This is a genomic window from Wenzhouxiangella sp. YN1 (genome assembly GCF_056324145.1).
Genome location: NZ_JBJNIO010000155.1, coordinates 34581 through 57606, shown reverse-complemented (window position 1 = coordinate 57606; position 23026 = coordinate 34581). Strand labels below are relative to the sequence as shown.

The window sequence follows — 23026 nt, the reverse complement described above, 5'->3', positions numbered from 1 at the left end:
CTTGAGTAGCTACGACATCACCCGGCACGAATATGACGTGCTGGTCATCGGCGCGGGCGGTGCCGGCCTGCGCGCCACCATGGGCCTGGCCGCCACCGGCCTGAAGACCGCCTGCATCACCAAGGTGTTTCCCACCCGTTCGCACACCGTGGCCGCCCAGGGCGGCATGAGTGCCGCGCTCGGCAACATGGGCGAAGACGACTGGCGCTGGCACATGTACGACACCGTCAAGGGGTCGGACTGGCTCGGCGATCAGGACGCCATCGAATACATGTGCAAGAACGCCATGCAGGCGGTGGTGGAGCTGGAACACTTCGGCGTGCCGTTCTCGCGTACCGAAGAGGGCAAGATCTACCAGCGTCCCTTCGGCGGCATGACCACGCACTTCGGCGAGGGCACGGCCCAGCGCACGGCCGCTGCGGCCGACCGGACCGGGCATGCCATCCTGCACACCCTCTACCAGCAGTCGCTCAAGCACAACGCCGAATTCTTCATCGAGTACTTCGCCCTCGATCTGCTGATGGACGACGACGGCGCCTGCCGCGGCGTGCTGGCCTGGGATCTCACCAACGGCACCCTGCACGAGTTTCGCGCCCACGGCGTGATTCTGGCCACCGGTGGCTACGGGCGAACCTATTTTTCCTGCACTTCGGCGCATACCTGCACCGGCGACGGTGGCGGCATGGCCCTGCGCGCAGGCCTGGCGTTGCAGGACATGGAGTTCGTCCAGTTCCACCCCACCGGCATCTACGGCGCCGGCTGCCTGATCACCGAAGGCGTGCGCGGCGAGGGTGGTTACCTGACCAACTCCGAAGGCGAGCGTTTCATGGAGCGCTATGCGCCCAACGCCAAGGACCTGGCATCGCGCGATGTGGTTTCGCGCTCGATGACCATCGAGATTCGCGAAGGCCGCGGGGTAGGGCCTGACAAGGACCACATTCATCTCAACCTGCAGCACCTGGGGCCCGAGGTCATCAACGAGCGCCTGCCGGGCATTGCCGAGTCGGCGCGCATCTTCGCCGGCGTGGACGTGACCAGGGACCCCATCCCGGTGCTGCCCACGGCGCACTACAACATGGGCGGCGTTCCGACCAACCATCACGGCGAGGTCGTGACCCTGGCCGACGGCGATCCCGAGCGTGTCGTGCCGGGCCTGTACGCCGTTGGCGAAGCCGGCTGCGTGTCGGTCCACGGCGCCAACCGCCTGGGTTCCAACTCGCTGCTTGATCTGATCGTCTTCGGTCGGGCCGTGGCCCTGCGCTGTGGCGAAACCATCGAGCCCGGGCAAACCCACAAGCCGTTGCCCGAGGGCACCGTCGACCGAATCGTCGACGATTTCGATCGTATCCGCCACGCCGACGGCGAGTTGCCCACCGCCACGATCCGCGACCGGATGCAGCGCGTCATGCAGGAAGACGCAGCCGTGTTCCGCAGCGCCGATACCCTGGCGGTCGGTCGCGAGCGAATCACCGAGGTGGCCGACAGCTTCAGCAACGTCAAGGTCTCGGACCGCTCGCTGGTGTGGAACTCCGACCTGGTCGAAACGCTCGAGCTTCGCAACCTGCTCGGCAACGCCGTGACCACGATGGCTGCGGCCGAAAATCGCACCGAAAGTCGCGGCGCCCACGCGCGCGAGGACTATAGCGAGCGCGACGACGACAACTGGATGAAGCACAGCCTCATCTGGATGGATGACAATCACAAGACGAGAATCGACTACCGGCCGGTGCGCATGCAAACGCTGACCGATGAAGCCGAAGTCATTCCTCCCCGGAAACGGACTTACTGACGACCATGGCTGAATTCAGACTTCCGAAGAATTCGCGCATCGGCAAGGGCCGGCACCATCCGGCGCCCGAGGGCGCGAGCAAGGTCAAGACCTTTCACGTCTACCGCTGGAGCCCGGACGACGGCGACAATCCGCGCGTCGACTCCTTCGACATCGATCTTGAAGACTGCGGCCCGATGGTGCTCGACGCGGTCATCAAGATCAAGAACGAGATCGATCCGACCCTGACTTTCCGGCGTTCGTGCCGCGAGGGCATCTGCGGCTCGTGCGCGTTCAATATCGACGGCACCAACACGCTGGCGTGTACGAAGGGCATTGACGAGATCAAGGGAGACGTCCGGATCTACCCGCTGCCGCACATGCCGGTGGTCAAGGATCTGGTGCCCGATCTGACGCACTTCTATGCGCAGTACGCCTCGATTCGTCCCTGGTTGCGTACGCAAAGCCCGGCACCGCCGGACAAGGAGCGTCTGCAGTCGCCGGAAGACCGCAAGCATATCGACGGGCTCTACGAGTGCATTCTGTGCGCCTGCTGCTCGACCGCCTGCCCCAGCTACTGGTGGAGCGGCGAGCGCTATCTTGGCCCCGCCGTTCTGCTGCAGGCCTATCGCTGGCTGGTCGACTCGCGCGACGAGGCCACGGGCGAGCGCCTGGACGACCTCGAGGATCCGTTCCGTCTGTATCGCTGCCACACCATCATGAACTGCACCAACACCTGCCCCAAGGGGCTGAATCCGGCCAAGGCGATTGCCGAGATCAAGAAGATGATGCTGGCCAGGCGAAGCCTCTGAAAACCCAAATTGCGAGTATCGGCCAACTACGTACCGGATAGCTGCCAAGTAGCAAGCACCAGATTGCAAGTAGCAAACAAATTCGAACGACCGAAACTCGAATGATCGAAACAGATGAGGTGCGCCGCCGGGCCATACTGCATCCACCCACCGAGGAGCCCAGCGGATATGAGCAGTGATCAGCCGCCTTCGAGACTGCGCTGGCGCTGCCGGCGCGGCATGCAGGAGCTTGACGTGATGCTCGGCAGCTGGCTGGAAGAGTGCTGGAGCCAGGCCGATGCCCGCCGGCGCGAGGCTTTCGAACGCCTGCTTGAGGTCGAGGACGACCGACTTTGGGACTGGCTGCTGGGGCGCGCCCGACCCGAGCCGGAGCTGCAAGCCATCGTCGAGGCCATTCGTGCCCGCCACTTCTCGCCCTCGGCGTAATGACTGGCTGGTGAAACCGGCGCGCGGCGCGGCGCTGGCTGTAGCCGGGCTGAGCCTGCTGGCCTGCCTGGCGGCATTCATCAACGCTCTGCCCACGCCGCTGCAATTCCTTCTCGCTCTGCTCGCACTGCTTGGAGGTGGCCTGTCGGTTCGGCGCCTGCTGCGGCCGAAAATCGTCGCCCTGGAGGTGGCCGGGCGCAGGGTGTGCGTCCGTCAGGCGAGCGACGATCATGTCGTGCGGGGCGAGCTCGCCGGCCTGCCGTTCGTCTCGCCGGCCTATGTCGGCTTTCGCTGGCGACCCGACGCCGCCGGGCTGCCGCGCTCGATCGGGTTGTTCAGGGCGCAGTTGAGCGCGACTGATTTCCGCAGGCTGTGCCGCGAGCTGCGCCAGGCGATCGAGGCGTGATGCGAGTTGTTCGCACCACCGGCAAGTGGCTGCTGCGCCTGGCATTGCTGGGGGTGATGGTGCTTGTCGGCCTGACCCTGCCGCTGCGCTGGGTCGACCCGGCCACCTCGGCCTACATGACCCTGGATGCCTGGCGCAACGATCGCGCCGTTCGCCAGACGTGGGTGGCATCCGAGCACATTTCCGATCACCTCAAGCTCGCCGTGATTGCGGCCGAAGACCAGAAGTTTCCTCACCATCATGGTTTCGATCTCAAGCAGATCAAGGAAGCCGTCGATCACCACCTCGACGGTGGCCGCCTGCGCGGGGCGAGCACCATCAGCCAGCAGCTGGCGCGCAATCTGTATCTGTGGTCGGGTGGTGGCTGGGTTCGAAAGGGGCTGGAGGCCGCCATCACGGTGCCGCTGGAGCTGTTCGTGCCCAAGCACCGACTGCTCGAGATCTACCTCAATATCGTCGAGTTCGATACTGGCGTCTATGGTGCCGAGGCCGCCGCGCGACACTACTTCGGTAAATCGGCTGCCGGGCTTTCCCGCGCCGAGGCCGCCCGGCTTGCGGCGGTTTTGCCGGCGCCAAAACGTTTCGATGCCGACCGGCCCGATGATTTTCTGCTGGCGCGCCAGCGCTGGATTCTGCACCAGATGGACAACCTGGGATCAGGCTGGGTGCCCGAGCCTGAGCGCTGATCTTCAGAGGCGCCAATCCTTCTGTGCGCGCGGCTTTGCTACCCTGTGGTCTGACGTTACCGGAAAAGGAGCTCGCTCCATGAAGTCCACCGCTGCAGTTGCCTGGAAAGCCGGCGAGCCGCTGGAGCTGACCGAAATCGAGGTCGAAGGCCCCAGGGCCGGCGAGGTGCTCGTCGAAATCGTCGCCACCAGCGTCTGTCACACCGACGCCTACACGCTCTCGGGCGCCGACCCGGAAGGGCTGTTTCCTTCTGTGCTTGGCCACGAGGGCGGCGGTATCGTGCGCGAGGTGGGCCCCGAGGTCACCAGCGTGGCGCCGGGCGACCACGTCATCCCGCTCTACACGGCCGAGTGCGGCCAGTGCAAGTTCTGCCGCTCGGGCAAGACCAATCTGTGCCAGGCGGTGCGCGCCACGCAAGGGCAGGGCGTGATGCCCGACGGCAGCTCGCGCTTTTCACTCGGCAGCGACAAGCTGCATCACTACATGGGCACTTCGACGTTCAGTCAATTCACGGTCGTGCCCGAAGTCTCGCTGGCAAAGGTCTCGAAGGAGGCGCCGCTGGACAAGATCTGCCTGCTCGGCTGTGGCGTGACCACCGGCATTGGTGCCGTGCTCAACACTGCGAAAGTCGAGCCCGGTTCGACGGTGGCCGTCTTCGGCCTTGGCGCGATCGGCCTGGCAGTCATCCAGGGCGCGGTCATGGCCGGCGCCGAGCGCATCATCGCCATCGACATCAACGCCGACAAGTTCGATCTGGCAGGTCAGTTCGGAGCCACCGATTTCGTCAACCCCAAAGACCACGATGACACCATCCAGGAGGTCATCGTCGACCTGACCGACGGCGGCGTCGATTACTCGTTCGAGTGCATCGGCAACGTCAACGTCATGCGCCAGGCGCTGGAGTGCTGCCACAAGGGCTGGGGCGAGTCGGTCATTATCGGCGTGGCCGGTGCCGGCGAGGAAATCTCGACCCGGCCGTTCCAGCTCGTTACCGGCCGGGTGTGGCGCGGCTCGGCTTTCGGCGGCGTCAAGGGCCGCAGCGAGTTGCCCGGCTATGTCCAGCGCTACATGGATGGCGAGATCAAGATCGACGAGTTCATCACCCACGAAATGCCTTTTGCCAGAATCAACGAGGCCTTCGAGTTGCTCGATGCCGGCAAGAGCATTCGTACCGTTCTGCATTACTGAGTTGAGTGAAGACATGAATTATCAGCTGGAAGAACTGGCCGCCAACCGCAGTTTCGGCGGCTGGCACAAGCGTTTCAAACATCGCTCCGAGGTGCTTGATTGCGACATGATCTTTGGCGCCTATCTGCCACCGGCGGCCGAAACCACGCCGGTGCCTGCGCTGTGGTGGCTGTCCGGGCTGACCTGCACCGATCAGAACTTCATGGAAAAGGCCGGCGCCCAGCGCATGGCCGCCGAGCTGGGCGTGGCGATCATCGCCCCGGATACCAGTCCGCGCGGAGTTGATCTGCCGGGCGAGGACGACAGCTACGATTTCGGCTCGGGGGCCGGTTTTTACCTCAATGCCACTCGCGCGCCCTGGGATCGTCATTACCGCATGTTCGACTACGTGACCGAAGAGCTGCACCAGCTGGTTTCGGGCAGCCTGCCGGTCAGCGATCGCCAGGCGATTTCCGGGCACTCCATGGGCGGCCACGGCGCGCTGATCTGTGCGTTGCGCAAACCCGATCAGTACCGCTCGGTCTCGGCCTTTGCGCCGATCGCCAATCCGATGGAGTGCGACTGGGGCCAGAAGGCCTTCAGCGGTTATCTGGGCGACGACCGTGAAGCGTGGAAAGAGTGGGACGCCAGCGAGCTGATTCGCACGCGCGGCAGCGATCATTCACTGCTGGTCGACCAGGGCGAGGCCGACAATTTCCTGCACGACGGCCAGCTTCGGCCCGAGGCACTGGAGGCGGCCTGCAAGGCGGCGGGGGTCGAACTCGATCTGCGCCGGCAGCCGGACTATGACCACTCCTATTTCTTCATCGCCAGCTTCATCGACGACCACCTGCGCCATCACGCGCGGTATCTGAAGCCGTAGCGCGGCCGTCGCGGCGACGGCTGGTGGTGGTTCATGAGAATCAAGACCCTGTAACCACGGAATACACGGAAAATACGGAACGGAACGTGGGGAGACTCGAGCAGCGGAGCTGACCCTGACGGGCAAGCAGTCATCCGTGTATTCCGTGTTTTCAGTGGCTCCCGGATTTGGCAGCAAGACAGCGGAGCCGTGCGCTGTTGCCGCTCGGCTCCGCTTTCCAGGCAGCTGAGCTTCAGGCCCCGGATCAGCCGCGGCGATGCTGCTCGATCAGGTCGTCGACCACACCCGGGTCGGCCAGGGTCGAGGTGTCGCCGAGCTGATCGTATTCGTCGGCCGCGATCTTTCTCAGTATCCGCCGCATGATCTTTCCCGAGCGCGTCTTGGGCAGGTGGGGCGCCCACTGCAGGTGATCGATCGTCGCAATCGGCCCGATCTCGTTGCGCACCCACTGGACGAGCTCGTCGGCCAGCTCGTCGCTGCCCTTGCGTCCGGCCATCAGGGTGACGTAGGCGTACACGCCCTGGCCCTTGATGTCGTGCGGAAAGCCGACCACGGCTGCCTCGGCGACGGCTTCGTGCGCCACCAGCGCTGACTCCACTTCGGCCGTGCCCAGGCGATGGCCCGAGACGTTGATGACATCGTCGACGCGACCGGTGATCCAGTAATAGCCGTCTTCGTCGCGGCGCGCCGCATCACCGGTGAAATAGCGGCCGGGGAAAGTCGCGAAATAGGTTTCGCCGAAGCGCTTGTGGTCGCCGTAAACGGTGCGCATCTGGCCGGGCCAGCTGTCGTTGAGCACCAGGATGCCCTCGGCTGCACCTTCGAGCTCGTTGCCCTCGTTGTCGACGATGGCCGCCTCGACGCCGGGCAGGGGCAGGGTGGCCGAGCCGGGCTTGAGATCGGTGGCGCCCGGCAGCGGGCTGATCAGGATGCCGCCGTTTTCGGTCTGCCACCAGGTGTCGACGATCGGGCAGCGGCCCTCGCCGACTACTTCGTGATACCACTCCCAGGCTTCCGGGTTGATCGGCTCGCCGACGGTGCCGAGAATGCGCAGGCTCTTGCGGCTTGCCTTCTTCACCGGTGCTTCGCCGCCGCGCATCAGCGCGCGAATGGCCGTCGGGGCGGTATAGAAGATGTTGACCTGATGCTTGTCGACCACCTGCCAGAAACGGCTGGTGTCGGGATAGTTGGGCACGCCCTCGAACATCAGCGTGGTTGCGCCGTTGGCCAGCGGGCCGTAGACGATGTAGCTGTGGCCGGTCACCCAGCCGATATCGGCGGTGCACCAGTAGATATCGCCGTCGTGATAGTCGAAGACTCTCTCGTGGGTCCAGGCGCACCAGGCCAGGTAGCCGCCGGAGGTATGAAGCACGCCCTTGGGCGCGCCGGTCGAGCCCGAGGTGTAGAGAATGAACAGGGGATCCTCGGCCCCCATTTCCTCGGGTTCGCATTCAGCGTCGACGTGCTCGAGCTCGTCGTGCAGCCAGCGATCGCGGCCCTCGTGCCAGTCGATGTCCTCGCCGGTATTTCTCACCACCAGCACCGTGTCGATGCGCTCGGCGGCGTCCTTGTTCTCGAGTGCGCGGTCGACGTTCTTCTTCAGCGCGGTGGTACGCCCGCCACGGCGCCCGGCGTCGGCGGTGATGACGATGCTGGCCTCGCAGTCGACGATGCGACTGGCCACGGCGTCGGGCGAAAAGCCGCCAAAGACCACCGAGTGCACGGCACCGATGCGCGCACAGGCCAGCATGGCCACGGCGGCATCGGGAATCATCGGCATGTAGAGGGTGACGCGATCGCCCTTGCCCACGCCCTGACGCTTGAGCACGTTGGCGAAGCGGCACACGCGCGCGTGGAGCTGGCGATAGGTGATCTTTTCTTCGTTGCCCGGCTCGTCGCCTTCCCACAGAATCGCAACCTGGTCGCCGCGGGTTTCCAGGTGACGGTCGAGACAGTTGGCGGCCACGTTGAGCGTGCCGTCGTCAAACCAGCGGATATGCAGATCGTCAAGGTCGAAGTTGACGTCCCTGATGCGCGAGTAGGGCTTGATCCAGTCGATCGTCTGTCCGATCCGATTCCAGAAACGGTCCGGATCCGCGCCGGCCTCGCGGCGGAGTTCCTGGAAGCGCTTCTGGTCGACGTGGGCGGTTTTTGCGATCTCCTCGGGAACGGGATGGGTTTGCGCTTGGGGATGATTCTCTGACATGGCTTCGTTTCCTCCTCGGTGGCCCGGCAAGGCCAGGTGGACGCTGGCATTCAGTGTCGCCAAAGCCCGCGGGCTTGTAAAGACGGTGTCGGCATGGTCGGTCCCGTGACTTTCCGGGACCGCGGCAACAGGTGGTGGTCAGCGAGGCGAGAGGGCAGGGGCACTTGTGCAATGACTGCGCCTGACATAGGATGCCTGCTAACCGATCCGGAGTGCCGATCGTTGGCGGAAAAAAGCTGCATCGTGGCCCAATTCAGGCGCCACGCTGATCTGAATGACAGTGAAATTCGCCTCCTGCGCGCGCTGGAAGATGATGCGCAGGCGTTTCCGGCCGGCAGCGTATTGAGCGAGGCTGGCCGGGAGGCCAACCACTTTTTCATTCTGCAGGCAGGGTGGGCCTGCGCGACGCGGCTGCTGGCCAACGGTCAACGGCAGGTTCTGGATATATTCCTCCCCGGTGGCATCATGGGCCTGCGCGATATCGGCTTTTCTCATACCCAGGCGGAAATGAGCGCGCTGACCGACGTGTTCGCCTGTCCCTTTCCGGTCGAGCATTTTGACGAAATCTTCGAACAGTCTCCCAGGCTGGCGCGGATCTTTTTCCTCAAGCTGGTTCAGGAAAACGCCTTGTTGACCGAGCGCATCATCAATATCGGTCGTCGACCCGCAGTCGAGGCGCTGGCGCATTTTCTTCTGGAAATGAAGGCGCGCCTGAAAGTGTCGGGTAATGAATTCGAGCTGCCGCTCAACCAGAATGTGATCGCCGATGCTCTGGGCATCAGCACCGTGCATGTCAGCCGGACGCTGGCGCAACTCAAGGACAAGGGGCTGGCGCGTACTTGCCACAACCGCGTCATCATCGACAATCTCGATGCGCTGGTGGCGCTGTCGGGTTTCGATCCGGCCTATCTGGCGTAGGTCAGATCGGAACGGGGGCGGCAACGCTGCCGACCCCCGCTTTCAGCAGCGCGTCAGACTCTCGGTTTGCGGCCGCTGATGAAGAAAATCAATGCCACGATCAGGCCGACGACGAACAGGATCCAGGCAATACTCGAGGCTGTTCCTGCGACGCCGCTCATGCCGAGAGCCCCGGCGATGATCGCGATGATGAGAAATATCAAAGCCCATGTAAGCATGTCGTATTCCTTTCTTATTTGTGAAAAGGAGCTGAGATCGTAGGTCAGCTTGTGCGCTTTGTCTTTAACCTTTGTTATGGACGTCGACGCCGTCAGCGCTGTATCGTGCGCGTTTGGCAAGTCAATCGATCAGCCAGGGTGGCTTGATAACGAGAGGTCGCACGATGGAAAAGTACCAGGCGAAAGCCAAGTGGAACCGCTTTACCGCGAGTGTCAAGCAAGAGTGGGGGGAGCTGACCGATGACGAGGTCAGTCAGGCAGAGGGCAATCTTGACGAACTGATTGCCCGGATTCAGGAGAAGTATGGCGAAAGCCGCGAGGCAATTGCCGAAAAACTCAATAAAATGAAGGAGTGAACCATGAGAAAGCTGATTGACAACAAGCTGTTCAACGTCCTGTGTGCGCTTTTGCTGGCCCTGTCGGTCGGCGTGCTGGCCGGCTGTGAGCAGCAGGGCCCGGCCGAAGAAGCCGGTGAAAACATCGACGAAGCCGCAGAAGAGGTCAAGGACGAAGTCGACGACGCCACCAGTGGTGGCTGATCCCGGGCTTGCGATGCTTGCCAATGAAAGATCCCGGCCATTGCGCCGGGATTTTTCTGTTTTGCCGTAGCTTCAGGGGACCATGATCATTCGTCATGGTGGTGCCTGGCCGCGGCAGGGCGCGTGCCTGTTGCGCGTTCGATACTCCATCAACGCGAAGCCGATCAGCAGCCAGAGGATGCCGACCAGAAAGCCGGCCGCGACGTCGCTGGCGTAGTGCAGGCCGAGAAGCATGCGGCTGAACCCGATCAGAGCAATCAGCATGGCGGCCCAGAAGCCGACTTCAAAGCGAAAGCGCGCGGCCGGAAGATCTCTGGCAATGAGATAGGCGAGGAAGCCGTAGACCGCCATGGCGCTGGTCGAGTGGCCGCTGGGGAAGGAGGGGGTGGCGGCGATGATCTCGGTAACGGCCTCGGGGCGCTCGCGCGCGAGTGCGTACTTGCCTGCGTAGGTGGTGATCTGCGAGCCGATCACCACCGTCCACAGCGGCACGATCACATGCGCGTGTCGATAGGCCCAGACCAGCCCCGTGGTGGCAAGCGCCACGGCCACGACCGTGACCGAGTCGCCCAGGCCGGTCAACCACGAAAAGACGCTCAGAACCCCATCGCTGCGTAGCGCGCCCAGGCTCTGATTCACCCATTGATCGAAGCGGATCATCTCCTCGGCTTCGAGCAGCTCCTCGACCAGCCCGCCGATCAGCACCAGCACATACAGCGCCGCCAGGATCATCAGCGTCAGCGGCAGGCCGGTGAACCGCGCTCGCGTGATGCGCGCGGCGATGACGCGAGCCGTTCTGGGAAACCGCCGTGCGAGCGCGCCAGTCAGGCCGGCCACACTGTGGTGCTGCCGGGTCCTGTCGAGCGCAGCGGCCAGCCACTCGAGCCCGCGTGCGGCCAGCCGGATCAGCTGCCAGGCCAGCAGTCGCAGCACGATCAGCGCCGCGGTGATCAGCAGCAGCGTCACGGTCGTGGTCGACATCCTGTCTCTCCTGCCATCGGGGTCGGACAAGAATACCAGCCCGGTGGCAACGCACCCGCGACCGGAGCCACGCTCAGATCGATACTCGGTTGAGCCTGAGCGCGTTGCCGATGACCGACACCGAGCTGAAGCTCATGGCTGCCGCCGCGATCATCGGGCTGAGCAGCAGCCCGAAGGCCGGATACAGTACGCCGGCGGCGATGGGCACGCCAACGCTGTTGTAGCCGAAGGCGAAAATCAGATTCTGGCGGATATTGGCCAGGGTTGCCCGCGACAGACGGCGGGCGCGCACGATGCCGGTGAGATCGCCCTTGACCAGGGTGACGCCGGCCGACTCCATGGCCACGTCGGTGCCGGTGCCCATGGCGATGCCCACATCGGCGCGTGCCAGGGCCGGGGCGTCGTTGATGCCGTCGCCGGCCATGGCCACGGTGCGGCCGTTTTCCTGCAGCTCGGCCACCTTGTCGGACTTGTCCTTGGGCGCGACGTCGGCAAAGACCTGATCGATGCCCAGTTCTCTCGCCACCGCCTTCGCCGTGGTTTCACTGTCGCCGGTGACCATCACGATCTCCAGGCCTTCTTCGTGCAGCGCGTCGATGGCGCCGGCCGTGGTGTCCTTGATCGGGTCGGCCACGCTGATCAGGCCGGCGGCTTTGCCATCCACGGCCGCGAACATGGCGGTCTGTCCTTCCCTGCGCATCGACTCGGCGTCGTCGAGCAGCGATTCGACGTCGACACCCAGGCTGTCCATCAGCTTGCGATTGCCCATGGCCACCTGTTTCTCGCCCACCTTGCCGTGGACGCCTTCACCAGTGACCGACTCGAAATCAGCAACATCGCTCAGTTGGATATCGCGCGCTTTCGCGCCTTCGACAATCGCTTCGGCCAGCGGATGTTCGCTGGCGCGCTCGAGCGCGGCGACGGCGGCGAGCAGCTCGTCCTCGTCGATGCCATCGACGGCTTCGACGGAGGCCAGCTGCGGCCGGCCTTCGGTCAGCGTGCCGGTCTTGTCGACGATCAGGGTGTCTACCTTGCGCATCACCTCGATCGCCTCAGCGTCCCGGAACAGCACGCCCATGCCGGCGCCGCGGCCGGTGGCGACCATGATCGACATCGGCGTGGCCAGGCCCAGCGCGCAGGGGCAGGCAATGATCAGCACCGCCACGGCGTTGACGGTGGCATGGGCCAGGCGCGGCTCGGGCCCGACGGCCAGCCAGACGATGAAGGCCGCGACCGCCGAGAGCACCACCGCCGGCACGAAGTATTTCGCCACGACGTCGGCCAGGTTCTGGATCGGCGCGCGCGAGCGCTGCGCTTCGGCCACCATCTGCACGATCTGCGAGAGCACGGTGTCGTTGCCGACCTGCGTGGCCTCCATCACCAGCGAGCCGGTGTCGTTGACCGTCGCGCCAATCACCCGTTCACCGGCCGATTTTTCGACCTTGACCGGCTCGCCGGTGATCATCGACTCGTCGACATTGGAGCGGCCGTCGATCACCTCACCGTCGACCGGAATCTTCTCGCCCGGGCGCACCCGCAGGCGATCGCCGATCTGGACGTCCTCGAGCGGCACGTCTTCCTCATTGCCGTCGGCGTCGATGCGGCGCGCGGTACTCGGCGCCATGCCCAGCAAGGCACGAATGGCCTGGCTGGTCTTCGAGCGCGCTTTCAGCTCCAGCACCTGCCCGAGCAGCACCAGGGTGACAATTGCCGCCGCCGCCTCGTAGTAGACATCGACCGTGCCGTGCTCGTCGACCATGCTCGACGGGAAGAGCCCCGGGGCCACGGTGGCAACCAGGCTGTAGATGAACGCCACCGACACGCCCAGGGCGATGAGCGTGAACATGTTGAGATTCATGGTGCGCAGCGACATCCAGCCGCGCTGGAGAAACGGCCAGCCGGCCCACAGCACCACCGGCGTGGTGAAAACCAGCTCCAGCCAGATGCCCGGCTTGTGCGGAATCAGGTCGGCCAGGCCGGGAATCATCTTGCCCATGGCCAGAAACATCACGATGGCGGTCAGCGGCACGCTGATCCAGAAGCGCCGGCGCATGTCGTCGAGCTCGGGATTGTCTTCCTCCACGGTGACGGTGCGCGGCTCCAGCGCCATGCCGCACTCGGGGCAGTCGCCGGGCTCGTCGCGCACCACCTCGGGGTGCATCGGGCAGGTGTACTCGGTTCTTGTCGACGGCCCGGACTGTGCCTTTTCCAGCGCCATGCCGCATTTGGGGCAGCTGTCGGGCTCATCCGATTCCACGCCGGGGCACATCGGGCAGTAGTAGGCCTTCTCGCCCGAGGGCTGGTGGCCGTCGCCGTGCTCGTGGCTGGAATGGCAGCAGTGGGGCTGCCGGTCTTCTTCGCCGCTGGGGCGGGCGTGCTCGTGTTCGCTCATGGCAAACCTCGCAGATTTTTGAGTCTTGATAACGGGGCAGGGCAGTTCCAGCGTTTCTGGCTTTTTACCAGCGCCCGTAGCGTGTCAGCACATCAATCAGCTCGTCGATGCGCTCGTTGGGTCTTTCAATGTGACCGCGGGCCAGCTCGTCCTGGATGCAGTGCTGAACATGACTGCGCAGAACGCCGTCTTCCACCGCCCGCAGTGCAGAGCGCGCTGCGCGCAGTTGCGTCAGGATATCGACGCAATACCGCTTCTCATTGACCATTTTCACAACCCCATCAATCTGCCCGCGAGCGCGGTTCAGGCGACGGAGGTGGTCGCGGTGGTCGGGGTGACTCTCCATGCCTGCAGGATACCCCTTGGGGGTATATGGTTCAACTCGAAAGAACCTGAATGAGCCGCATCTGCTATTTAATCAACAGGTTAGGGGTCAAACATGAGTCTGGTTCCATGATGTTTCACGGAGTGGGCGGGGGTATGCGCGCCTCAGAGCCGCCGGGCGGACGAGACGCCGGCGCCTGCGGCAAGCAACCCGCTCAGCCCACGAAAGCGCGCTCGAACACGTAGTCTCCGGGATCGCCAACCGATCGGCTGGCCTCGAAGCCACGCGCATCCAGCAGCTCGCGAAAATCCTTGATCATGGCCATGCTGCCGCAGAGCATGACGCGATCCTCGGTCGGTTCCAGCTGCGGCAAATCGAGATCGCGCATCATCTGGCCGGAATCAAGCAGGGAGGTCAGCCGGCCACGATTGCGGAAGGGCTCGCGGGTGACGGCGGGGTAGTAGCGCAGCTTGTCGCCGATCAATTCGCCGAGAATCGGATGGTTCGGCAAGTCCCGGGTAATGGCTTCGCGATAGGCAAGATCTTCAACATGGCGGACACCGTGAGCGACGACGACAGTGTCGAAACGCTCATAGGTTTCCGGATCCTTGATGATCGAAAGAAAGGGCGCCAAGCCGGTTCCGGTGCCCAGCAGATAGAGGCGGCTGGCTGGTTTGAGGTCGCTGATCAGCAGCGTGCCGGTCGGCTTTCTTGACAGCAGGATTTCGTCGCCGATCTCGAGGTGCTGCAAACGCGAAGTCAGGGGGCCGTCAGGCACCTTGATCGAGAAAAATTCCAGCTCCTCTTCCCAGGAAGCGCTGGCAAACGAGTAGGCACGCATCAGGGGCTTGCCGTCCACGGGCATCCCGAGCATGATGAATTGACCGCTGTCGAAACGCAGTCCGTTATCCCGTGTGGTGCGGAAGCTGAACAGGCCGTCGTTCCAGTGATGGATGCTCAGAACCCGTTCGCGACGAAATTTATCCATGGATCGAAGAAGTCTCCTCTTGCGACAAGGCGGTAGCTGCTACTGCATCAATGTCGGGCCCCCGAACCCGGCTTCAAGCCCTGGCGGCACCACGCCGACGCGGCGCGACAGCGTGGTGCCGGGGTATGCGATGGAAGCAGCGGGTGGTGAACGCCGGCGGGTTGCCCGCCGGGATGTCATCAGCGTCAGGCAGTGGGGGAGCGCTGGCCGCGATTGCGGCCTCGGCCTCGGCTGCGCGCTGACTTTTGCCCACCGGGGACATTGCGACCGCCGCGGTTGCCACCGCCTCCGCGGCCGCGACCACCTTTGTTGCGGCCACGTCTCGGGGGCATTTTTCCGGCCTCTCTGGACAGCGGCTCGGTGGGCTCATAGCCTTCGACCCCGAAGGTGGGGATGTCGACCTTCACCAGCTTGCGGATGTCTTCGAACAAGCCGTGCTCCGAGCCGGCGACCAGCGAAACGGCCAGGCCGTCGCGGCCGGCCCGACCGGTGCGGCCGATGCGGTGGACGTAGTCCTCGGGCACGTTGGGAATGTCATAGTTGACCACATGTGGCAGCTCGTCGATATCGATTCCACGTGCGGCAATGTCGGTGGCCACCAGCACACGAATATCGTTCTTCTTGAAATCCCTCAGCGCCCGGGTGCGGGCAGCCTGGCTCTTGTTGCCATGAATGGCAGCCGCCGGCAAGCCATCGGTTTCAAGCTGGCGAACCAGGCGATTGGCGCCGTGCTTGGTGCGGGTGAAAACCAGCACCTGTTGCCAGTTGTTGGAACCGATGAGGAAGGACAACACTTCGCGCTTGTGCTTCTGGTCCACGCGGAAGGCCTGCTGGGCGATGGCCTCGACGGTGGAGTTGGGCCGGGCGGTCTCGACGCGCGCAGGTTGTTTGAGATAGTTATGCGCCAGCTTACTGATTTCGCTGGAAAATGTGGCGGAAAAAAGGAGTGTCTGACGCTTTTCCGGCACGGCCTTGACAATACGCTCGATCGCCGGACGGAAGCCCATATCAAGCATGCGGTCGGCCTCATCGAGCACCAGGAGCTCGACACTCGCCAGATCAACGGTACCGCGCTGCATATGATCGATCAGGCGGCCGGGCGTGGCCACGAGCACGTCGATACCGCGCTTGAGTTTGTTGATCTGGGGGTTGATATTGACGCCCCCGAAAATTTCCAGAGATCGTAGCTTGATGTGGCGGCTGTAGGAGCGGAGGTTTTCGTGCACCTGGGCGGCCAGCTCGCGCGTGGGCGTGAGAATCAGCGCGCGCGGCTTGCGCTGGTCGCCGCCACCGGCACTCAGCAGATGCAGCAATGGCAGCGTGAAGGCAGCGGTTTTGCCAGTGCCGGTCTGGGCGCTGGCCATGACATCGCGGCCTTCGAGCACCAGCGGAATGGCTTTTTCCTGAACGGGCGTCGGGCTGGTATAGCCCTGTTCGCTGACAGCACGCAGCAGTTCGGCCCTGAGGCCGAGAGATTCGAACTTCATTATCTTGATCCTTGTTGAGGCCAAGGCGTAAGAAATTCCCGAACATTTCGGGAAAGAAACAAATCGGGGAGAGGCCTTGGCCGGGATCATTTCGACCCCATCAATCCGCGAGAGGGCATTCATGCAAGTCGACTGCAAGGGATTGCAGCCTCAAGAATGCAGCCGCACTGTAACATAATCTCGCGGGAATCGGGTGTTTGAAAAAGACCTGGCAGTGAGGGCGGGCCGGCCGAGAGCTCGGCCGGCCCGATTACGAGGTAAAGGACTATTTGATGCGCTGAAGCGCGTTTTCGTATTCCGTGATCCGGTACTGCTCACGCAGCAAGGCGATCTTGTTGATGATTGCCTCGACGTGTCCCAGGCTGGTCCCGGGATCACTGCTGTCCACGGCATATGCCGTTTCATAGCCGACATGGCCCGCGCTGAAAGGCGGCGTGTAGCTGCAGGGGCTGATGGACTTGACAGTCCAGCCCCAGTCGTTGACGCGTATGTCGAGTGAAGTCTGGAAAGCCTCGTTGCATTCCCACCAAGTCGAGTGGGGGCCGACAAGGATGCCCTGGCTATTGGTAAACCAGGCCGAGCCGAAGTAGCCGCCGCCTGTTCCGGGCATTGGCGCGGCCGTGGCCAGCGAACTGGCGAGAATCGTAAGCAGAACGCAGATAAAATGTTTGTGAGTTTTCATGTTGGCTTCCACTAGTTTGAGTTTGATCGCCGGCGAGAGCCGGGAGCCGCCAGATCGACGGTCGGGATTTACATTGCCTCGCGAGTGTCGCTTCGGCCAGCACAAACTGGTGATGAAAGCGGGAAGCTGCGGCCAGTCGGGTGGTCTCGGACGCTTACACTTTTCAACTCAAGTATCTGATCTATCATTGAATATCAGGTTTGTTCCCAAAACGTCCCGGGATTGTTGCTGCCCCCCGTTCCGGTCTGGACTAGGATTGGAGACCGTCATGAATTTTGGAGAATCTGGATGCACCGTGTGACGAAACGCCATCTGCTGGCCATGGCCGCGCTGCTGTCAGCGGGTCTTGCTGCTTCGACTTGGGCTCATAGTCCGCTGGAACACCCGGACTGGTGTACCGAGAATGGACGCTTGGTCGTCGTTGATGAGGTCAATTGGGATGGTGAGACACTGGCCCGAATGGTGCAGCGGGAAAGCGGTCGTAGCAGCTGCACTGCGAGCAGGTCCGGAGGCATCGGGACGCGAACCTGCGGCCAGTTTGATGACGACTGGGGAGCCGTGAACGCAAGGGCCATCAATCACTGTGGCGGTTTTGCGGTGGGCTTTGTAGGTGCAACGCATCCTGACCATGGCACAGTCGTCCATATCACCACAGGCCCGGATGCCTTCAACGACGAACAGCGACATCATGAACGCTATCGCGCGACGATGGGCCTGCAGACCATGTGTGTTCGCTGTGAGCCTGCGAAAAGCGAGCAGTCCAGGCCAGCCGAGCCGGTCATGCCGGTTCGCTGATTGGAATGGGGCGGGGCTGCGCCATTTCAGGCCAGCCCCAGCTTTCTTGCATCCCGTTTGACGTTTTCAATGCCAGCCTCCAGCTGCCCGTCGTCCTCCCCGGCGCACTCTCCCAGCACGAAATAGGCTGTGCGTAGCACCTCACGCCAGCGCGGCTGTTTGGGCAACTGGGTCAGGCTCAGGTAGCGATCCATGGCCCGGGTGCGCAATCGGCCTTCGTCGATCGTTACCCGCCAGATGCCGCTGTCTTCAGCCAACTCGATCCGCGTCTGGCCGGTCGCGCGCTCCCAGACATCCAGGCTGTTGACCATCAGGTTGACCAGACTCCGCCGAAACTGACTTCGTATGTTCTGCTGCACAGGCTGGAGCTGGCCAAAAAGCAGCTCCAGATCGTCGTCGATGGAGCTCCAGCGCCGGTAGAGCTCCCTCGGGATGCCGCCCTGCTTCAGGACGGCCTGCAGCACGCTGCCGAAAGCCTGCATGCGTGAAAAGTGCCGGTTGATCAGCGGAATCAGCTCTTCTGCGGCATGTGACTGTTGCTCTGGCGCCCGAATATTGATGACCTGCAGCTCTTCTTCGAGATTGAGCGGCTCGAGATCCAGGCGCAGCTCTGATCCGCGGCTGGTCGTGACGGCTACATCACGCCTGTATTTCTGAAGCTGTTGCCAGGTACCCGGACCGAATACCTGGTCGAGGCTGGGTGCGTCACCTGCCAGAGAGTCAAGCTCAAGTAATTGGCGAGCGGCCTGGTTGGCGAACACGATACGATCCCGGGCATCCAGGCTGAGCAGCGCGTCGCTTCCCATGTCGAGGAGCTGTTGGAGCTGTTCGTGTGAAGTACGCAGCGCGCTGGCGGAGGCCTTATATCTTTCGATTGCGCGCTGCAGCTGCTTGCGCCGTTCGGCTTCGCGGCGGTTGCGTCGCCGGTGCCACGCAATGGCCACGAGCAGTATCGATCCCGTCCCGCTGACTCCGGCGGTCGCGATCAGGGCAGTACGGTGGCGGTGGTTCTCAAGTGCCAGCTCTTGCAGCCGATTATCAGCAGCCAGTTGTTCGATTTTTCGTTGCTTCTCCGTGACCTCGAACAGTACCCGGTAGCGGTTGAGCTCACGATCCTGCTCACGCTTGATTCGAGCGAGGCTTTCACTATTGTAACGGCGCAACCAGTCAAGCGCCGCCTGGTGGTCATTTGCCTGGGCATTGAGGTCGGCCAGCTGTTTGATTATCTTCAGGTGCTGGTTGTCTGGCCAGGTGGAACCGTTCTCAAGGGCTCTGGCCAGCAGGCGCCGGGCGGTGTCGAGCTGCCCCGATGTCGCCAGTTGGTTGGCTTGAAGGGCACTCCAGCGCGGTGGTAGTTCAATATCAGAAAGACTGGCTGTGGCTCGAGCTACTTCAAGCCAGCGTGTCACCATCTGGGGCTCTTCGAGCCGGCTGGCAATGCTTGCCATTTGGGTGGCTGCACGCACCTCGTCGGGTGAGTGTCCCATGGTACGAAAAGCGGTATATGCTTCGTCTGCCGCCGCCATGGCTTCTTTCGCTCGCCCCTGTTTGGCGAGCAGTCGAGCCAGGCTTTCCATACTGTGTGCAATATGATGGTCAGCCTGCGCCCGTCGGTGGTGCTCGAGCGCCTCCTGGTAATAATGCTCGGCTCGTTCGAGGTCACCCAGGTCAGTCAGAAGATCGGCGATGTTGTTGAGCGTGCTGCCAAGCTGCGTTTCTCCAAGTGCCCGTTTCATCTCCAAGCTTGTCGTATAGGCGTCAAGCGCTTCCTGGAGCGCGCCGATACTTCGATAGGCGTTGCCAAGATCGTTATGACTGCGGGCAACCAGTGCACGGTCGCCGTGCCGGGACGCCAGCGCCAAGGCACCGCGAAAGAAGGTCAGTGCGCTTGCGCTGTCTCGCCGAGCATGGGCGAGGATGCCCTGGTCGCGGGCAAGCCGGTACTGGTTGATCAATTGGCCGGAAAAACCCGGAATCTGCTGGATCTCGCCGTGGCGCGCTTCTGCCTCGTCATAGCGGCCCGCCTCGCGAGCGAGGATGGCGAGCTGAAAAAGTGCGACGAGCGTGGAAGCGTGATCATCCTTCGCTCGTGCAGCGGCCAACGTACTCTGACACACGCTCAGCGCTGTACCCGTACGGGCCTGGCGGGCGGCAATGCAGTCCTCAGCGGCTGATGCCTGCCCGCCCCGGACTGCTGCGGTAATGGAGAGTGCCGCTATCAGGATAGTGAAAACTCGGATGAACAAGCTCGATGACACGACGAAAAAGTAATACTGACAGGGGCTTGAATGCGAAGTATACGCAGGCCTTTGTAGATAATAGCGCGAGTTCCGACGGACGGGCCTGGATTGTCGACGAGCTCCGCTGTATCGGCTGTCGAACGTGATACGGACGACAATGGGCCACGCTGGATGTCGAGGTCAGTGCACCTTCACGCGCCAGGCGCATTCCTGTAAAGCGGTGAGGCCACGGTCGGCGAAGCGGGGATGATCGCTCAAACAGTCGCGCCGCTCGAGCAGCTCGAAGCTGAGGTTGTCGTGGCTGCTCAACTCGCCTGACGAAACCGAGAATGGCGGGCCACTCATTTGCGACTGCTGGTATTCGAATGTGACCAGCAGCCCGGTCGCTTGTGCCGACAGTTGGCTTCGCAGGTGATCCAGGTAGCGGGTACGCATATCGATCGGCAAGGCGACAAGGGCGGCGCGATCATAGAAACAATCGAAAGGCGTGCTGGATTCGAAGTCGAAAAAGTCTCCTTCGAAGATTTCCACATTCTCTGCGCGCCAGTGCTGCAGACGGCCCGCGCGGGCACGTTTCGCCGGCTTGCTCCACTCATGATAGAAGGCTTCGATTGCGCGGCCGCTGAGTTCCACGCCGACCACGCCGTGCCCTCGCTGCGCCAGCCAGCGCAAATCCAGGCTCTTGCCGCATAAGGGCACCAGCACGCGCCTGACGTGCTCGGTCGATAACTGGTCCCAGAAACTTTTCAGTGCCCAGTGCACTTCGGGCTGATGAAACCCGATTTCACGTTGACGCCAGCGCGCGTGCCAGAACAGCTTGTCCATGGATACCCAGTCTAGCCCAGGTTGGGCCTCAATGAGGGCCGGATTGATATTCAAACCTGGTCTTGTTCAGGGGGATGGGCAACGTGTGCGATAGCGCACTGAGCCGAGCTGTTCTCGAAGCCTAGGATGTTGGGTAAACGCGGGACACCTGCTTGCTCAACCGCATGAGCCCAAACCGGCATGATCTGATCAGGAGTGGAGTTTTATGGTAGAAACCCGAGCGGCGATCCCGGCCCGTGAGCATTCCCGATCCGCATTGTGGCCGGGAAGCCTTGCAATGTCACAGGGAACTTCCGAGTTCGAGGTGACCGCCCGACTTGATTCCAGTGGCCGGCTGACGCCCGATTGCGCCAAAGTCGTGCGCGAGTGCCTGGATAGACACGGGTTTGCAATAATTCAGGCCGCTTTATCAGCGGATGAGGCCGAAGTGGGTTTCGAGCTTGTAAAACAAACCGTCGACAATCCTGATCGGCACATGAGTCAGTTCGCTAGCGAAACGGACAATCGCTACAGCAGACGAGATTTCTGCTCCCTGCCGTCGACGCCGGCGTCGATTCACTTCACGGCATCACTGTGCAAGCGCCTGGAACGGGTTATTTCTGAATACTGCGGCAGCTCACGCCCGCTGCTCGAGATCACGACGCTGACAAGCCATAAAGGCTCCTCTCACCAGTACATCCATCGCGACCCGGACTGTGTGCTGAGCATGATGGTGGCGGTTGACGACATTGCCCCTGAGCAGGGCGGTACGCTGTTCGTTCCGGGCACGCACAAGTTTGGCGGTGCGAATATCCGTATGGGCGGCCGCGCCTTCGAGCTGATGGAACTCTTTCGCACGGCCTGCAATGCCCGCATTATGCTGCGCAATTTTCGCATGCTGCGCCAGATGCGCCGCGACCGAAGCCGTCCCTTGCGACCCGGCGAGTTTCGGGACCGGGTCTTTTCACGCAAGCAAGATGATCATCAGCCGAACTTCCTTAGATTCCTGAGTGGGCGGACCTACCAGTTCAACATCGGGATGCTCAACCCGGTCAGGCTCTGGAAGATTTTCAGGAATCGACACTTGCTTGACTCTACGTTCCGAGTGGTGCGAACGTCTCCGAAAAAGGGAACCGTCATTCTGTTCCGCAGTGATCTGATGCACGCCGGTGGCGACAATCGCTCTGAGCGACCGCGGCACCTGATGAGCCTGAGCATTGCGCGCGATGTAATGAATCCTGAGCAGTGGAGCTTGAGTTACTCACCCGACCCAACGCTTCTAAACAATCCGTATACCTTCGGCGAATTGCTGCAGGTAGAGATGAACGACTGATTCTCAGCGCACCGATGCCGCGTCAACTAGCTTCAGTCCTGCGGGTGAAAGGCCGTCTGATGGGTTGATGCATTTAACTTCGACGAGCCAGCTGTGAACATCCGTGGGGTCAACCACATTCAGGTCGATACTGATGCTGTCGCCATTACCGAGCTGTTGCTCCGGTGTTCGGAAGAGCCTCGAACGCCAGTGTGTGACTGGCCCGAGAGGTGAAGTGTCGAATGCAATTTCGTCATCAAACACTACCCGGAAGTAGAGCGCCAGGCCATCCATTCTTCCCGACCTGTCTGTCACACGGGAAACGCTGGCGACATGCCTAAGCTCAGATGCCGACTGCATGCGATTGAGATCAAAGCTCAGGATTGGCTCGGGCCTGCAAAGGAGGGTATCTACGGCTGAGGGCTCGAGCAAATAGCAGTGATAGTCGGGCGGCCGGTAACGATCCGCTTCGGGGCACTCGCGCAAGACGCTGAAGTCGATGCCGTGCACCGTTTGTTCCCAGAGATAGGGAATGGTGCGCTCCGACTTGAGCTGAACGGGCTCCAGAAACAACTCGAAACGCGCCGGCAGGATCCGCCCCCCGGGTTTCAGACAGCGGCGCTTGAGATCCAGCAGGTTGTCGATCATGTTCTCTGTCAGCAGCTCATCTCCGATCTGTTCGTGGATGATCAGATCCACCGGTTCCGGTGGCGTGAACTCCCGGCTGTTAGAGCGGATAAATTCGATGCGGTCAGCGCCGTTGTGCCGGGCAATTCGCTGCGCTACCTCGATGAATTCGGAGTGATCCAGAGCGTAGATGCGTTCGGCCCCCTGCTGGGCGGCAAACAGCGCAAGAATGCCCGTTCCCGTGCCCAGGTCAATCAGTGTTTGCCCGGGCTGAACATGACGACTGATGGCCTCATGGTATCGATCGACCCGGATTCGATCGGCCAGCATCCGCTCGTGACTCAGCAGGCTCGTGAACTCGTC

23 protein-coding genes are annotated in these 23026 nt (G+C 62.4%); 12 read left to right on the top strand and 11 right to left on the bottom strand.

Features of this window, described 5'->3' with window-relative positions:
- The first annotated feature begins 1 nt into the window (after position 1).
- From sdhA to fghA, 7 genes are all read left to right on the top strand, one after another.
- A complete protein-coding gene (gene sdhA, locus ACEWQZ_RS11540) occupies positions 2–1789 on the top strand; it encodes a succinate dehydrogenase flavoprotein subunit (protein WP_476483239.1) in 1788 nt (595 codons plus the stop codon).
- Between the two features lie 5 nt (positions 1790–1794).
- A complete protein-coding gene (locus tag ACEWQZ_RS11535) occupies positions 1795–2580 on the top strand; it encodes a succinate dehydrogenase iron-sulfur subunit (protein WP_476483238.1) in 786 nt (261 codons plus the stop codon).
- A 168-nt stretch (positions 2581–2748) separates the two neighbouring features.
- Entirely contained in the window at positions 2749–3006 is a 258-nt protein-coding gene (locus ACEWQZ_RS11530) for an FAD assembly factor SdhE (RefSeq protein ID WP_476483237.1), read from the top strand.
- Positions 3007–3016: 10 nt separating this feature from the next.
- Positions 3017–3412 carry a hypothetical protein gene (locus ACEWQZ_RS11525; protein WP_476483236.1) on the top strand — a complete coding sequence of 132 codons (396 nt, stop codon included), beginning with the start codon at positions 3017–3019 and terminating at the stop codon, positions 3410–3412.
- Positions 3412–4098 (top strand): monofunctional biosynthetic peptidoglycan transglycosylase, encoded by a 687-nt coding sequence (mtgA, locus tag ACEWQZ_RS11520; protein WP_476483496.1) that lies wholly within the window; start codon positions 3412–3414, stop codon positions 4096–4098. Before ACEWQZ_RS11525 ends, mtgA begins: the two co-directional genes overlap by 1 nt.
- Before the next feature lie 79 nt (positions 4099–4177).
- Positions 4178–5287: an S-(hydroxymethyl)glutathione dehydrogenase/class III alcohol dehydrogenase gene (locus ACEWQZ_RS11515; RefSeq protein ID WP_476483235.1), complete on the top strand. Its 1110-nt coding sequence runs from the start codon at positions 4178–4180 to the stop codon at positions 5285–5287.
- 13 nt (positions 5288–5300) lie between these two features.
- Complete coding sequence (gene fghA, locus ACEWQZ_RS11510; protein ID WP_476483234.1) at positions 5301–6149, top strand: S-formylglutathione hydrolase; 849 nt, start codon at positions 5301–5303, stop codon at positions 6147–6149.
- A 244-nt stretch (positions 6150–6393) separates the two neighbouring features.
- Here fghA and acs read toward each other — a convergent pair whose 3' ends face one another.
- The gene (gene acs, locus ACEWQZ_RS11505) at positions 6394–8355 is read right to left on the bottom strand and encodes an acetate--CoA ligase (protein ID WP_476483233.1); all 1962 of its coding nucleotides are present in this window, start codon (positions 8353–8355) and stop codon (positions 6394–6396) included.
- Positions 8356–8598: 243 nt separating this feature from the next.
- Between acs and ACEWQZ_RS11500 the strand changes: the two genes are divergently transcribed.
- Positions 8599–9273, top strand: a complete 675-nt coding sequence (locus ACEWQZ_RS11500) for a Crp/Fnr family transcriptional regulator (RefSeq protein WP_476483232.1) — start codon at positions 8599–8601, stop codon at positions 9271–9273.
- A 53-nt stretch (positions 9274–9326) separates the two neighbouring features.
- Here ACEWQZ_RS11500 and ACEWQZ_RS11495 read toward each other — a convergent pair whose 3' ends face one another.
- Positions 9327–9491 (bottom strand): DUF1328 family protein, encoded by a 165-nt coding sequence (locus tag ACEWQZ_RS11495; protein ID WP_476483495.1) that lies wholly within the window; start codon positions 9489–9491, stop codon positions 9327–9329.
- Positions 9492–9655: 164 nt separating this feature from the next.
- Here ACEWQZ_RS11495 and ACEWQZ_RS11490 point away from each other — a divergent pair, with 164 nt between their 5' ends.
- Positions 9656–9847: a CsbD family protein gene (locus ACEWQZ_RS11490; RefSeq protein ID WP_476483231.1), complete on the top strand. Its 192-nt coding sequence runs from the start codon at positions 9656–9658 to the stop codon at positions 9845–9847.
- A gap of 3 nt (positions 9848–9850) precedes the next feature.
- Positions 9851–10030: a hypothetical protein gene (locus ACEWQZ_RS11485; RefSeq protein WP_476483230.1), complete on the top strand. Its 180-nt coding sequence runs from the start codon at positions 9851–9853 to the stop codon at positions 10028–10030.
- A gap of 93 nt (positions 10031–10123) precedes the next feature.
- Here the strand turns inward: ACEWQZ_RS11485 and ACEWQZ_RS11480 are convergent, their stop codons facing one another.
- The 6 genes from ACEWQZ_RS11480 to ACEWQZ_RS11455 form a co-directional block, all read right to left on the bottom strand.
- Complete coding sequence (locus ACEWQZ_RS11480) at positions 10124–11011, bottom strand: phosphatase PAP2 family protein (protein WP_476483229.1); 888 nt, start codon at positions 11009–11011, stop codon at positions 10124–10126.
- Between the two features lie 73 nt (positions 11012–11084).
- The gene (locus ACEWQZ_RS11475) at positions 11085–13403 is read right to left on the bottom strand and encodes a copper-transporting P-type ATPase (RefSeq protein WP_476483228.1); all 2319 of its coding nucleotides are present in this window, start codon (positions 13401–13403) and stop codon (positions 11085–11087) included.
- A gap of 64 nt (positions 13404–13467) precedes the next feature.
- Positions 13468–13749, bottom strand: a complete 282-nt coding sequence (locus tag ACEWQZ_RS11470; protein ID WP_476483227.1) for a metal-sensitive transcriptional regulator — start codon at positions 13747–13749, stop codon at positions 13468–13470.
- Positions 13750–13942: 193 nt separating this feature from the next.
- Entirely contained in the window at positions 13943–14716 is a 774-nt protein-coding gene (locus ACEWQZ_RS11465) for a ferredoxin--NADP reductase (protein WP_476483226.1), read from the bottom strand.
- Between the two features lie 185 nt (positions 14717–14901).
- Positions 14902–16203, bottom strand: a complete 1302-nt coding sequence (locus ACEWQZ_RS11460) for a DEAD/DEAH box helicase (protein WP_476483225.1) — start codon at positions 16201–16203, stop codon at positions 14902–14904.
- A gap of 265 nt (positions 16204–16468) precedes the next feature.
- Entirely contained in the window at positions 16469–16885 is a 417-nt protein-coding gene (locus ACEWQZ_RS11455) for a hypothetical protein (protein WP_476483224.1), read from the bottom strand.
- A 288-nt stretch (positions 16886–17173) separates the two neighbouring features.
- On the opposite strand from ACEWQZ_RS11455, the gene ACEWQZ_RS11450 reads away from it, so the two are divergent.
- A complete protein-coding gene (locus ACEWQZ_RS11450) occupies positions 17174–17680 on the top strand; it encodes a hypothetical protein (RefSeq protein WP_476483223.1) in 507 nt (168 codons plus the stop codon).
- A 26-nt stretch (positions 17681–17706) separates the two neighbouring features.
- On the opposite strand, the gene ACEWQZ_RS11445 is transcribed toward ACEWQZ_RS11450, so the two are convergent.
- Together ACEWQZ_RS11445 and ACEWQZ_RS11440 are read right to left on the bottom strand one after the other, a co-directional pair.
- Positions 17707–19782: a tetratricopeptide repeat protein gene (locus tag ACEWQZ_RS11445; protein WP_476483222.1), complete on the bottom strand. Its 2076-nt coding sequence runs from the start codon at positions 19780–19782 to the stop codon at positions 17707–17709.
- A gap of 318 nt (positions 19783–20100) precedes the next feature.
- The gene (locus ACEWQZ_RS11440) at positions 20101–20745 is read right to left on the bottom strand and encodes a thiopurine S-methyltransferase (RefSeq protein WP_476483221.1); all 645 of its coding nucleotides are present in this window, start codon (positions 20743–20745) and stop codon (positions 20101–20103) included.
- Positions 20746–21022: 277 nt separating this feature from the next.
- Here ACEWQZ_RS11440 and ACEWQZ_RS11435 point away from each other — a divergent pair, with 277 nt between their 5' ends.
- Complete coding sequence (locus tag ACEWQZ_RS11435; RefSeq protein WP_476483220.1) at positions 21023–22057, top strand: phytanoyl-CoA dioxygenase family protein; 1035 nt, start codon at positions 21023–21025, stop codon at positions 22055–22057.
- Positions 22058–22060: 3 nt separating this feature from the next.
- Here the strand turns inward: ACEWQZ_RS11435 and ACEWQZ_RS11430 are convergent, their stop codons facing one another.
- Positions 22061–22993 (bottom strand): methyltransferase domain-containing protein, encoded by a 933-nt coding sequence (locus ACEWQZ_RS11430; RefSeq protein ID WP_476483494.1) that lies wholly within the window; start codon positions 22991–22993, stop codon positions 22061–22063.
- Between the last annotated feature and the right edge of the window lie 33 nt (positions 22994–23026).